Origin of the sequence: Mycobacterium sp. GA-1285 (assembly GCF_001499905.1) — a bacterium.
Lineage (GTDB): Bacteria > Actinomycetota > Actinomycetes > Mycobacteriales > Mycobacteriaceae > Mycobacterium.
In genome coordinates this window covers 212,391-224,368 of sequence record NZ_LQIS01000001.1, presented here as the reverse complement: position 1 = coordinate 224,368, position 11,978 = coordinate 212,391, and the positions used below count along the sequence as shown (strand labels likewise).

11 protein-coding genes and 1 pseudogene are annotated in these 11,978 nt (G+C 66.6%); 5 read left to right on the top strand and 7 right to left on the bottom strand.

The window, feature by feature from the left end; translation table 11 throughout:
- Positions 1-4: 4 nt before the first annotated feature.
- Positions 5-640 carry a PaaI family thioesterase gene (locus AU193_RS01065; protein ID WP_064420478.1) on the top strand — a complete coding sequence of 212 codons (636 nt, stop codon included), beginning with the start codon at positions 5-7 and terminating at the stop codon, positions 638-640.
- Entirely contained in the window at positions 637-1,497 is an 861-nt protein-coding gene (locus AU193_RS01060; RefSeq protein ID WP_064420477.1) for a TIGR03619 family F420-dependent LLM class oxidoreductase, read from the top strand. The genes AU193_RS01065 and AU193_RS01060 overlap by 4 nt, the downstream gene beginning before the upstream one ends.
- 122 nt (positions 1,498-1,619) lie before the next feature.
- Here the strand turns inward: AU193_RS01060 and AU193_RS01055 are convergent.
- Together AU193_RS01055 and glnA are read right to left on the bottom strand one after the other, a co-directional pair.
- Positions 1,620-2,039, bottom strand: a pseudogene (locus tag AU193_RS01055) (DoxX family protein); the annotation flags it as partial.
- Positions 2,040-2,126: 87 nt separating this feature from the next.
- A complete protein-coding gene (gene glnA, locus AU193_RS01050) occupies positions 2,127-3,563 on the bottom strand; it encodes a type I glutamate--ammonia ligase (protein WP_064420475.1) in 1,437 nt (478 codons plus the stop codon).
- Between the two features lie 154 nt (positions 3,564-3,717).
- Between glnA and AU193_RS01045 the strand changes: the two genes are divergently transcribed.
- Positions 3,718-4,200, top strand: a complete 483-nt coding sequence (locus tag AU193_RS01045) for an RDD family protein (RefSeq protein WP_064420474.1) — start codon at positions 3,718-3,720, stop codon at positions 4,198-4,200.
- Positions 4,201-4,296: 96 nt separating this feature from the next.
- On the opposite strand, the gene AU193_RS01040 is transcribed toward AU193_RS01045, so the two are convergent.
- The 5 genes from AU193_RS01040 to sucB all read right to left on the bottom strand — a co-directional run bounded on the left by AU193_RS01040 (position 4,297) and on the right by sucB (position 9,592).
- A complete protein-coding gene (locus AU193_RS01040) occupies positions 4,297-5,049 on the bottom strand; it encodes a DUF4191 domain-containing protein (RefSeq protein ID WP_064420473.1) in 753 nt (250 codons plus the stop codon).
- A 4-nt stretch (positions 5,050-5,053) separates the two neighbouring features.
- Entirely contained in the window at positions 5,054-5,959 is a 906-nt protein-coding gene (gene lipA / locus AU193_RS01035; protein WP_064420640.1) for a lipoyl synthase, read from the bottom strand.
- 116 nt (positions 5,960-6,075) lie between these two features.
- Positions 6,076-6,753, bottom strand: coding sequence for a lipoyl(octanoyl) transferase LipB (gene lipB, locus AU193_RS01030; RefSeq protein ID WP_064420472.1), 678 nt, complete (start codon positions 6,751-6,753; stop codon positions 6,076-6,078).
- 10 nt (positions 6,754-6,763) lie between these two features.
- Complete coding sequence (locus AU193_RS01025) at positions 6,764-7,669, bottom strand: TIGR01777 family oxidoreductase (RefSeq protein WP_064420471.1); 906 nt, start codon at positions 7,667-7,669, stop codon at positions 6,764-6,766.
- A gap of 30 nt (positions 7,670-7,699) precedes the next feature.
- A complete protein-coding gene (gene sucB / locus AU193_RS01020) occupies positions 7,700-9,592 on the bottom strand; it encodes a 2-oxoglutarate dehydrogenase, E2 component, dihydrolipoamide succinyltransferase (protein WP_082682781.1) in 1,893 nt (630 codons plus the stop codon).
- A gap of 158 nt (positions 9,593-9,750) precedes the next feature.
- Between sucB and AU193_RS01015 the strand changes: the two genes are divergently transcribed.
- The gene (locus AU193_RS01015) at positions 9,751-10,107 is read left to right on the top strand and encodes a hypothetical protein (RefSeq protein WP_064420469.1); all 357 of its coding nucleotides are present in this window, start codon (positions 9,751-9,753) and stop codon (positions 10,105-10,107) included.
- 99 nt (positions 10,108-10,206) lie between these two features.
- Positions 10,207-11,973 (top strand): SDR family oxidoreductase, encoded by a 1,767-nt coding sequence (locus AU193_RS01010; protein WP_064420639.1) that lies wholly within the window; start codon positions 10,207-10,209, stop codon positions 11,971-11,973.
- Positions 11,974-11,978 lie beyond the last annotated feature (5 nt).

Here is an 11,978-nt window from a genome sequence, read left to right as displayed (position 1 = left end):
GCCGATGAGCATGGATTTCGGGTTCGACGTGATCACCGACGAGGAGTACGAGCGCCAACGCGCGCTGTACGGTCCGTTGACCGAGGCGGTGCGCCGACTGATCTACGCCAGCCTGCACACCGAGATTGACGAAACCGCCGTCGACGAAGCGCAAGCCAAGATCGAGGCAGCCGCGCAGATCCTCGAGAGCAAGCAGCGCCCGGTGTCCTCGACCCTGCGGCACGAGGTCACCGGACGGCCGCTGGCGTGGGCGAATCCCGCTGTAGGACTTCGTAATGCGATCGCACCGCCGATGGTCATCCAGCACGAGGAGGACGGTCGCTGTTGGAGCGAGTTCACGCTGAGCGGCGCCTATGAGGGGCCCCCCGGGTGGGTGCACGGGGGCATCTGCGCGTTGGTGCTCGACCATCTGCTGGGTGAGGCGGCCAGCGATGGCCTGACCCGACCGAAGTTCACCGGCACCATTTCGCTGCGTTACCTGCGCGGCACACCGCTGGGACCGCTGCGTGCCGAAGCGTTCGTGGAGCGGTCCGAGGGGGTCAAGACGTTCGCCCGCGGATATCTGCTCGACGCGGGCGGGCCCACGGTGGAGGCGGAGGGTGTGTTCATCCAGCCGGCGTGGGCAAGGGACGCCGGATGAAGTTCTATGTCAGCCTGGCGTTCCTCGATACCGCTGAGGTTGTCGAGATCGCCAGAGCTGCAGACGATCTCGGTTACGAAGGTCTGGGTATCCCGGACCACGTCGTCAACCTCGAGACGTTGAAGACGCCGTATCCCTACACCAAGGACGGGAGCAGGCGATGGGAGGCGTTCACCGACTGGCCTGATCCGTGGGTGCTGATCGGTGGGCTGGCCCTCGTCACGTCACGGTCGCGGTTCGTGACGACGGTGTATCTACCCGCGATGCGCGACCCGTACTCGGCGGCGAAGGCGATCGGCACGGCGGCCGTGCTGGCCGGTGGCCGACTCGAACTCGGCATCGGCGTCGGCTGGTGCGAGGAAGAGTTCACGCTGATGGGTCAGCAGTTCGCGCGGCGCGGTAAGCGCACCGACGAGATGCTCGAATTGATGAAGGAACTCTGGAAGCCGGGCTGGACCGAGTTCGACGGCGAGTTCTACAAGACGCCGAAGCTGGAGATGGAGCCGACACCGCCGCCGATCCCGGTGTACGTCGGCGGGCTCTCGGATATCGCGCTGCGGCGGGCGGCGCGCCACGACGGCTGGATCGGCGACCTGATCACCACCGACCGGGCACTCGAACGCGTCGCCAAGCTGCGTGAGCTACGCGCCGAAAATGGTTTGACGATGGACGGTTTCGAGGTGCTGACCCCGCTGACCGACGCGTTCACCCCCGATCACTTCGACCGGGCGCAGGCCGGTGGCATCACGGGCATCGTCACCATGCCGTGGATGTTCTACGCCGGTCCGCGGGCTTCGTTGGCCGAGAAGATCGACGGAATGAAGCGATTCCGCAAGGATCTTCGGCTCGATCAGTAACGGGGCCGACGGAAGCGGCTCATTAGACCGCGGCGCTGAACCGGCTGGGCGGTGGCGGCGGCGGGTGCCGCCGTTCCGGTGACCACGCGCCCGGGTGCTGTGCCACCGGGTGCTGTGCCACCGACCCTGCGCCGGGCGTCGACCGACCAGGCGCCTGCGCCCAACCCGGCTATCGCGAGGAATCCGAAGCAGAACAGGAGCACGACTTCGCCGCCGTTCTCCATCGGCCAGAAGCTGGCGGACGGGCCTTCCAGCGGCGGCCAGTGCTTCCAGAAGTAGGCGACGGCCATCTCGCCGGAGGCGATGAACGCCGCGATGCGGGTGAACAGGCCCACGGCGATCAGCAGGCCGGCCACGAGCTCGATCAGCCCGGCCCACCACAGCGGCCACGAACCGGCCTCGATCGGCACCGGCGAGGCCACCGGCCAGCCGAACAGCTTCTGCGATCCGTGCAGTGCGAACAACAATCCGGCGATGATCCGGAACAGGCTCAGAAGCGGCGACGAGTAACTGGCAAGACGGGCGTCGAATGTGGTCGTCATGCGTGTTGACCCTACGCGCAGACGCACTTCGGGCCGGGCGAAATGACTCGCCCGGCCCGAAGTGTCGACTGATGTTTACCGTCTCGGTTACACGTCGAAATACAGCGCGACCTCGTACGGGTGCGGCCGAATCTGGACCGGCAGGATTTCGTTCTCGCGCTTGTAGGAGATCCAGGTCTCGATCAGGTCCTCGGTGAAGACCCCGCCCTCGGTGAGGTACTCGTGGTCCTGTTCGAGCTTGTCGATGACGGCCGACAGCGAGGTGGGCGCCTGCGGGATGTTGGCGGCCTCCTCGGGCGGCAGCTCGTAGAGGTCCTTGTCGACCGGTGTCTGCGGCTCGATTTTCTTCTTGATGCCGTCGATGCCGGCCATCAGCATCGCCGCGAACGCCAGGTACGGGTTACCCGAGCTGTCGGGGCAGCGGAACTCGAGGCGCTTGGCCTTCGGGTTGTTGCCCGTGATCGGGATCCGCACACACGCCGAGCGGTTGCGCTGGCTGTACACCAGGTTGATCGGCGCCTCGTAGCCCGGCACCAGACGCTTGTAGGAGTTCACCGTCGGGTTGGTGAACGCCAGCAGCGACGGCGCGTGGTGCAGGATGCCGCCGATGTAGTGGCGGGCGGTGTCGGACAGTCCGGCATAACCGGACTCGTCGTGGAACAGCGGCTGGCCGTCCTTCCACAGCGATTGGTGCACATGCATACCGGAGCCGTTGTCGCCGAACAGCGGCTTGGGCATGAACGTCACCGTCTTACCGGCCTGCCACGCGGTGTTCTTGATGATGTACTTGAACAGCAGCACATCGTCGGCCGCGTGCAGCATCGTGTTGAACCTGTAGTTGATCTCGGCCTGACCGGCGGTGCCCACCTCGTGGTGGCCACGCTCGAGGGTGAACCCCGCGTTGATCAGGTTGGTGGCCATCTTGTCGCGGAGGTCGACGTAGTGGTCATACGGCGCGACGGGGAAGTAGCCACCCTTCGGCCGCACCTTGTAGCCGCGGTTGGCGCTGCCGTCGGCCTCGACCGGTTCGCCGGTGTTCCACCAGCCTGCCTCGGAGTCCACCTCGTAGAAGGTGCCGTTGATCCGGGAATCGAAGGTCACCGAGTCGAAGATGTAGAACTCGGCCTCGGCGCCGAAGTAGGCGGTATCGGCGATGCCGGTGCTGATCAGGTAGTTCTCCGCCTTGCGGGCCACGTTTCGCGGATCGCGCGAGTAGGCCTCGCGGGTGAAGGGGTCATGCACGAAGAAGTTGATGTTCAGCGTCTTGGCGGCGCGGAACGGATCGATGCGTGCGGTCGCGGGATCCGGAAGCAGCATCATGTCGGATTCGTGGATGGACTGGAAGCCGCGAACCGACGAGCCGTCGAAGGCCAGGCCGTCCTCGAAGACATCCTGGGTGAAGGCCGAAGCCGGGACCGAGAAGTGCTGAACGACGCCGGGCAGATCGCAGAACCGGATGTCGACGTATTCGACATCGTCATCCTTGATCAGCCTGAGAATGTCGTCGGCCGTCTTTTCTGCCACTGAGTTTTCTCCTTTATCCAGTAACTCGCGGGTTGACGCTAAGGACACGATGTTGCACGGTCGTCAACCGAATGTTGCGCTGAAGTTACGCAATCACGTCAGTGCCAGTCGCCGGCGGCCGATGGACTTCTTCGAGTCCCATATCCTTCAGTGTATGGCCCGCACACTCGGGTCCTGGCTGTCTGGACCGGATCCGACCAGCGACGCGGGACCCAACGACTTTCCTGGCAAGCGCCTCGGTTTACCGGAGACCGGCCCGGGGTCCATCGCCCGGTTCGGCAGGCGCATCGCCGCGTACTTGCTCGACACCTTCATCGCTTACGGGTTGGTGGGGTTTGCAGGCGCTTTCGGACTGCTCGGCGGCCGAGAGTTCATCTACACCTCGATGGGATCGACGGCGATCGCGGTGGTGTGGCTGGTGATCGGCGCCGTGTCGGTGCGGTTGTTCGAATTCACGCCCGGTCAGTGGGCGCTGGGCCTGCGGGTCGCCTCGAACGATCACCGTGAGCACGTCGGCATCGGCCGCGCGATCGTCCGGGTGCTCTTGGTCGGGCTCGTCATTCCCGCGCTGTTCACCGACCGGGACTTTCGCGGCTATCAGGACCGCTTCACCAACACCGCGGTGGTCCGGCGGTAGGTCGCGCTAGGTCTGGCGCCGAAACCGACGCTCTGGTTGGAAGTTCAGTCGGATTTCGACCATTACGTCTGTTTCGGCGGAACTCGGCGCCGACGATCAGCGTCGCCGGACGGTGCGCTGCACGCCGCGCATCTTGGCCTGCGCCGGCAGCGGACCCTTGGGCATCGCGGCGGGGCCGACCTTCGTGCCCAACGCAGCCAGCCGCGACTCCAGCGCGTCCAACTGCTTGACGGTGATGTTGGCGGGCAGCTTGTTGAGGTGACGCTCCAGTTTGGCCAGCGGCACCTCACCCTCGCCGTTGCCAATAATGACGTCATAGATCGGCGTGTCGCCGACCAACCGGGCCGTACGCTTCTTCTCCTGCGCCAGCAGCGGCCGCACCCGCGACGGCGACCCCTCACCGACGAAGATGACGCCCGGCCTGCCGATCACCCGGTGGACGGCGTCAAAGTGTCCCGTCGCCGCGACACCGGGCGTCACGCGCCACTTGCCGCGCATGTTGTCCAGCGCCCAGGCCGCAGCGCCCGTCTGTCCCTCCGCCTTGCTGTAAACCGACTTCTGCGCGCGCCTACCGAAGATGATGAACGCCACCAGCGCACCGAGCACGATGCCCAACGGAATCATCATGTAGGTGGTCAAGCCGCCCGCGAAGATGCCGAGCGCCACCGACGCGGCGACGATCAGCACGAACGCGCCGATCATGTACGGCAGCAGACGCTTGTCTTCTTTGCGCTGAATCTGGAACGCCTGCCACAGCTGGCTGCGGCGCTGTTTGGACGCCGCCTTACGAGCTGCCTTGGCTTCGGCCTTCGCGGCCTTCAGTGCCTCGGGATTGCGGGTTTTCGCCATTGCTTCAGGATACGGGCGGCCGCGACGCGACCGTCTGGGCGTAGAGCCGACCCGCACGATACGACGAGCGCACCAGCGGTCCGGCCAGCACACCGGCGAAGCCGAGGCGTTGTGCGAACTGCTCGTGCTCGACGAACTCGTCGGGATGCACCCAGCGCTCCACGGGGTGGTGGCGCACCGAGGGCCGCAGATACTGGGTGATCGTGACGATGTCGCATCCCGCGTCGTACAGATCGGTCAGCGCGGCCCGCACCTCATCGGGCGTCTCGCCCATCCCGAGGATCAAGTTCGACTTCGTTACCAGCCCGACGTCGCGAGCCGCCGTCAGCACGTCGAGGCTGCGCTCGTAACGAAACGCGGGCCGGATCCGCTTGAAGATCCGCGGAACCGTTTCGACGTTGTGCGCCAACACTTCTGGGCGCGACTCGAACACCTGCTGCAGCAGGTCCGGGTCACCGTTGAAGTCCGGGATCAGCAACTCGACGCCGGTGGTCGGGTTGAGTGCTTTGATCGCGCGGACCGTCTCGGCGTACAGCCACGCGCCCCCGTCGGACAGATCATCGCGGGCCACACCGGTCACCGTCGAGTAGCGCAACCCCATCGCCTGCACGCTCTCGGCGACCCGGCGCGGCTCGTCGCGGTCGAGTTCGGCCGGCTTGCCGGTGTCGATCTGACAGAAGTCGCAGCGACGGGTGCACTGCTCACCACCGATCAAGAATGTGGCCTCGCGGTCCTCCCAGCATTCGAAGATGTTGGGACAGCCTGCCTCTTCGCAGACGGTGTGCAGACCCTCGCGCTTCACCAGCGCCTTGAGCTCCTGGTACTCCGGGCCCATCTTCGCGCGGGTCTTGATCCACGGCGGCTTGCGCTCGATCGGCGTCTCGGCGTTGCGGACCTCGAGACGCAGCAGTTTCCGGCCTTCCGGAGCCGGATGGCCGGCGACATTGGGCGCCGGAGCCGGATGGCCGGCGACATTGGGCGCCGGAGCCGGATGGCCGGCGACATTGGAAGAAGGAGCGACAGTCACTACGTCAACGCTACCTCTAGCCGACCGTCGAGCGCGTCGCACGCGGCGTCGGCCACGTGGTCGACGACGTCGGAGACCGAGACGCGACGGCCCAGCTCGGCCGACAGCGAAGTCACCCCGGCGTCGGAGATCCCGCACGGCACAATCGCGGAGAACGCGGACAGGTCACAGTCGCAGTTCAGCGCGAACCCGTGCAGCGTCGTCGCGCGCGCCACTCGAATCCCGATCGCGGCGATCTTGCGGGCCGGCCCTTTGGCATCGGGTGGCACCCAGACGCCGGAACGGCCTTGCACCCGGCCGGTCCGCACGCCGAGGTCGGTGCAGACCTTGATCAGCGACTCCTCGAGTCGCCGGACGAAGTTGACGACGTCGAGCGGTTCGGCGAGGCCGATGATCGGATAGCCGACGAGTTGGCCCGGCCCGTGCCAGGTGATCTTTCCGCCTCGGTCCGTGTCGACGACGGGCGTGCCGGCGCCGGGGTTCGGCCGTTCCTCGGCGAGCGTGCGCCGCCCGGCGGTGTACACCGGCGGATGTTCGAGCAGCAGCAGGGTGTCCGGGCCGCCCGCCACCCGCGCGTCGGCGAGCGCTCGCTGCAGCTGCCAGGCGTTCTCGTAGTCGACCGAGCCCAGTCGGCGCACTTCGACCGGCTCTGTCGCCGCCCGAATCGAATGCGCCATGACGACGACGCTACTCCGGTTGCGCGTTGGCGAACGCCAACGCCTCACCAATGGTGTTGTGGTGGAAGATGAATCCGGCCCGCTCGAGCGCGGCGGGGATGGCGCGTTGGCCGCCGAGCAGACCCTCGTCGGCGAATTCGCCCAGTGCCGCGCGCAGCGCGAACCCGGGCACCATCAGCGGTGTCGGGCGGTTGAGCGCGCGACCCAACGCCGTGGTGAACTCGGCGTTGGTGACAGGCGCCGGGCCGGTGAGGTTGACCGGACCGAACAGCTCGTCGTGCGATATCGCGAACAGCAGCGCGCGGATCTCATCCTCGAGGCTGATCCACGGCATGTACTGGCGGCCGTTGCCCAATCGAGCGCCCAGCCCCAGCGAGAACAGCGGCTTGAGCCTGCCGAGCACCCCTCCCGCCTGCGCCAGCACCAGCCCGGACCGCACCAGGACCACCCGGGCGCCGTCCTGTCGGGCGGGCCAGGTGGCGGCCTCCCAGTCCACGCACAGCTGGGCGAGGAACCCGTCGCCCGCCGGGGCGGTCTCGTCGGTGATCTCGGATCCCGTGTCGCCGTAGTACCCGACGGCGCTGGCGTTGACCAGCACGGGCACCCCGGCCTCGGCGACGGCGGTGGCCAGCACCTCGGTCGGTCCGATACGGCTGTCGCGCAGGCTCTGCTTGAAGGCGCCCGACCACCTCTTCTCGCCGACGTTGACCCCGCACAGGTTGACCACGGCGTCCACCCCGGCCAGCATCGCCGGGTCGAATTCGCCGGTGTCGGGGTTCCAGAACACCTCGTCGGAGTTGGACGGCGCGCGCCGGACGATGCGGAGTACACGGCGGTCGGTGGCGCGCAGCGCATACACCAGCGCCGTGCCGATCAGACCGGACGATCCCGCGACCGCGATTACGGGTTCGGACACGACAGGCGCAAGCCCTTCTCTAGAGGCGCTCTAGAGACCCAGATCGGCCTCGAATGCGCCTTCTTCGAGGCGGCGCTTGATGGTGGTCAGGAAGCGGCCGGCGTCGGCGCCGTCGATCAACCGGTGGTCGTATGTCAACGGCAGGTAGCACACCGAGCGCACGCCGATCGACTCGTTGCCGAACTCGTCGGCGATCACCCGCGGCCGTTTGACGATCGCACCGGTCCCCAGCATCGCCGCCTGCGGCGGCACCAGGATTGGCGTGTCGAACAGCGCGCCCTGGCTGCCGATGTTGGTGATGGTGAACGTCCCACCGGACAACTCGTCGGGCTTGAGGTCACCGGACCTGGCGCGTGCGGCGATGTCAGAGATCGCGCGGGCCAGCCCGCCGAGCGACAAGTCACCGGCGTTCTTGATCACCGGCGAGAGCAGACCCCGCTCCGTGTCGACAGCGATACCGAGATGCTCGGCGTCGTAGTAGGTGATCTCCTTGGTTTCCTCGTTGTAACTGGCGTTGACGTTGGGATGCGCCTTGAGCGCGTCGATGACAGCGACGGCGATGAACGGCAGATACGTCAGGTTCACGCCTTCGCGTTCGGCGAAGCTGGCCTTGGCCCGCGCCCGCAGCGACACGATCCTGGTCATGTCGACCTCGTGGGTCTGCGTCAATTGCGCTGTCGCCTGCAGGGATTCGCGCGTCTTCTGCGCGGTCAACTGCCGGATCCTGGTGGCCTTCTGGGTCGTGCCACGCAGGTGTGCCAGCGACGCGGCCGACGCCTCGGCGTCCGCGGACGCCGTAGCCGCAGCGGGCGACCTTCCCGGGGCTTCGGCCGCCTGATCGGTCGACGCCGCCGGCGCCTTGTCGGCCTCCGCTGCCGCCAGGACGTCTTGCTTTCGGATGCGGCCGCCGACTCCGGTGCCCTTCACGCTGGCGAGGTCAACGTTGTTCTCCGCGGCCAACTTTCGCACCAACGGGGTGACGTAGGGCCCCGAATCGCTCGTCGGCTGTGGCTCGGACTTCTTTGCTTCCGTGGGCTCGGGCTTGGGCTCTTCCTCGGGCTCGGGCTCGGGCTTCTTCTCTTCCTTGGGCTCGGGCTTGGGCTCCGGTTCGGACTCCTCTTCCTTCTCCTCTTCCTCTTCCTCTTCCGGTTTCGGCTCCGGCTTTTTCTCTTCCTTGGGCTCCGGTTCGGGTTCCGGTTCCGGTTCGGCCTCGGCATCGGTATCACCGATCTTGGCCAGCTCGCCGCCCACCTCGACGGTGTCGTCCTCTTCCGCGGTGATCGAGATCAACGTGCCCGCCACGGGCGAGGGGATCTCGGTGTCGACCTTGTCCGTCGACACCTCGAGCAGCGGCTCGTCGACTTCGACGCTGTCGCCGACCTTCTTCAGCCAGCGGGTCACGGTGCCTTCGGTCACCGACTCGCCGAGTTCGGGCATCAGCACCGGCGTGGACTTACCTGAACCCTCACCCGACGACTTCGCGGCGGGCTTGGCCTTGGGCTCCGGTTCTGATTCCGTCTCCTCGGCGGAGGGTTCCGGCTGCGCGGCCGGTTCCTCGGCCGGCTTGTCCTCTTCGGCGGGCTGCTCCTCGTCGTCCGACGCCTCCTCGGAGTCGTCCGACTCTCCCTGCTCGTCGTCCGACGCTTCCTCGGAGTCGTCCGAGCCCCCGGAGTCGCCGTCCTCATCGGCATCACCGATGACCGCCAACTCACCGCCCACCTCTACGGTGTCGTCCTCCTGGGCGATGATCTTCTTCAGCACACCGGAAGCGGGCGCGGGAATCTCGGTGTCGACCTTGTCGGTGGAGACTTCGAGCAGAGGCTCATCTTGTTCGACCGTGTCACCCTCTTGCTTGAGCCATCGGGTGACAGTCCCCTCGGTAACGCTCTCACCGAGTGCGGGCATCTGAACAGAGATGGCCATGTGATTGACTCCCTCGCTCCCTTGAACGATCGTCAGTCGTGCTGGGTGATTGTGTTCATACCCATCCTGTCACGTCCGGACGCGCAGTTCGCCGCAGACCGTCCGACCCACTCCTCTGGCACTATCGAGACAGGCGATCGGAGGGAGTGCGAACGCGAGTGGGAGTCCTCGACAGGTTTCGGCGCGGAAAACGCGAAGGCAGGGATTCGGGTAAGGACCCCGCCGCGGATCTGAACTATCTCCGGCAATGGGTCGCCACGCACACCGGCGTCGAAGCTTTCGTGGAACCGAAGACCACCGTCACCGACGTCACCGTGGTGCTGGTCGCCGCCGACGGGGAGTGGACGCGGCGCCGCGCCGGGGGAGACGTCGGCGCCCGGCGGCTTTCCGAACGGCTGAAGATCCCGGTCTATGACGTGCAGAAAGTCGGCTACCCGCAGCGGATGCGGGACTACGACGAGCGGCGCCGAATCGAGCGCCGACGCGCGGCTCGGCGGGAACTCGACGAGCGCTGACGAAGGCTTGCGTGTGCGGGTGCCTCCACCCGGAGGGTAGGGGGAGGATGAAGGGCACTGATACGGTACCGGCGGTTCCGCCAAGTCACGGGAGGTGTGATGGGGGAGAGCACGCAGCGATTCGTCGACAGCACGGACGACGTGCGGATCGCGGTCTACGAAGAGGGCAATCCCGACGGTCCGACGCTGGTCCTCGTGCACGGGTGGCCCGATTCACACGTGCTGTGGGACGGCGTGGTGCCGCTGCTGTCCGGCCGGTTCCGCATCGTGCGTTACGACAACCGTGGTGTCGGGGAATCGACTGCGCCCAAACGGGTTTCGGCCTATCGCATGTCTCAGTACGCTGATGACTTCGACGCGGTCGTCGCTGCGGTCAGCCCGGGCGAACCGGTGCACGTACTCGCCCACGACTGGGGCTCGGCTGCCATGTGGGAGTACCTGGCCCGGCCCGGTGCCGGTGAGCGGGTCGCATCGTTTACCTCGATCTCCGGTCCCAGCATCGATCACCTCAACGTCTTCGTCACCCGAAGCCTGTTGCGCCCGTGGCGTCCGCGCCGATTCGTGCGTGCGCTGAGTCAGTTCCTGTCCTTTGCCTACATGGGCTTCTTCTCGATCCCGGTGGTCGCACCGATCGCCGTGCGTGGCTTCGTCGCGGGTCTGGTGCGCCAGATCCTGTTGGTGCGCGACGGCATCCCGCGTGAGCAACTGCACCATTCGCCGACCTACAAGGCCGACGCCGTCAAGAGCGTCAAGGTGTACGGGGCGAACTATCTGCGGTCGATGAAACCCGGGCGAAGCGATCACTACGTCGATGTCCCGGTGCAACTGATCGTCAACACCAGAGACCCGTTCGTGCGGCCGTACGTCTACGACGACACGAAGAACTGGGTCGCGCGGTTGTGGCGCCGCGACATCGCCGCCGGGCACTGGTCGCCGATGTCGCATCCGCAAGCCATCGCCCGCTCGGTCGAGCAGCTCGTCGATTTCCTCGGTGGCGAGCCACCCGCCCGTGAACTCCTGCGCGCACAGGTCGGCCGGCCACGCGAATACTTCAGCGACACACTGGTTTCCGTGACAGGCGCGGGTAGCGGTATCGGCCGCGCGACGGCGCTCGCGTTCGCCCGCGAGGGCGCCGAGATCGTGGTCAGCGATGTCGACGAAGGCACCGCGAAGGAGACCGCGGCCCACGTCGCCGCGCGCGGTGGCATTGCGCACGCCTACACCGTCGACGTGTCCGACGCCGACGCCGTCGAGCGGTTCGCCGAGAAGGTGTGCGCAGAACACGGGGTGCCCGACATCGTCGTCAACAACGCAGGTGTCGGGCACGCAGGCATGTTCCTCGACACCCCGCGCGAGGAGTACGACCGCGTACTGGCCATCAACTTCGGCGGAGTCGTCAACTGCTGCAGGTCCTTTGGGCGCAGGATGGTTGACCGCGGACTCGGCGGGCACGTCGTGAACATCTCGTCGATGGCGGCATACTCACCGCAGCAGTCGATGAACGCCTATGCCACCAGCAAGGCGGCGGTGTTCATGTTCGGCGACTGCCTGCGCGCCGAGTTGGACCAAGCGGGTGTCGGCCTGACGACGGTGTGCCCCGGCGTCATCGACACCAACATCGTGCACACCACCCGGTTCGACACGCCCCCTTCCAAGCGGGACAAGGTCGAAGCCCGTCGCGCGCAGTTGGAAAAGGCGTTCTCCCGGCGTCGGTACGGTCCGGACAAGGTCGCCGACGCGATCGTGTCGGCGGTCAAGAAGAACAAGCCGATCCGCCCCGTCGCCCCGGAGGCCCACATCGTTTATGGAATCGCACACCTGTTTCCGCAGGTGATGCGCAGCACCGCGCGCGGCAAGGTCGTCTAGCGGCG

Excerpts from the sequence above, each read along its gene's own strand:
- lipB (WP_064420472.1), bottom strand. The coding sequence starts at position 6,753 with ATGGCGCATTCGATTCGGGCGGCGACAGAGCCGGTCGAAGTGCGCCGA.
- AU193_RS01010 (WP_064420639.1), top strand. The coding sequence starts at position 10,207 with ATGGGGGAGAGCACGCAGCGATTCGTCGACAGCACGGACGACGTGCGG.
- AU193_RS01040 (WP_064420473.1), bottom strand. The coding sequence starts at position 5,049 with ATGGCGAAAACCCGCAATCCCGAGGCACTGAAGGCCGCGAAGGCCGAA.
- AU193_RS01045 (WP_064420474.1), top strand. The coding sequence starts at position 3,718 with ATGGCCCGCACACTCGGGTCCTGGCTGTCTGGACCGGATCCGACCAGC.
- AU193_RS01060 (WP_064420477.1), top strand. The coding sequence starts at position 637 with ATGAAGTTCTATGTCAGCCTGGCGTTCCTCGATACCGCTGAGGTTGTC.
- sucB (WP_082682781.1), bottom strand. The coding sequence starts at position 9,592 with ATGGCCATCTCTGTTCAGATGCCCGCACTCGGTGAGAGCGTTACCGAG.
- AU193_RS01065 (WP_064420478.1), top strand. The coding sequence starts at position 5 with ATGAGCATGGATTTCGGGTTCGACGTGATCACCGACGAGGAGTACGAG.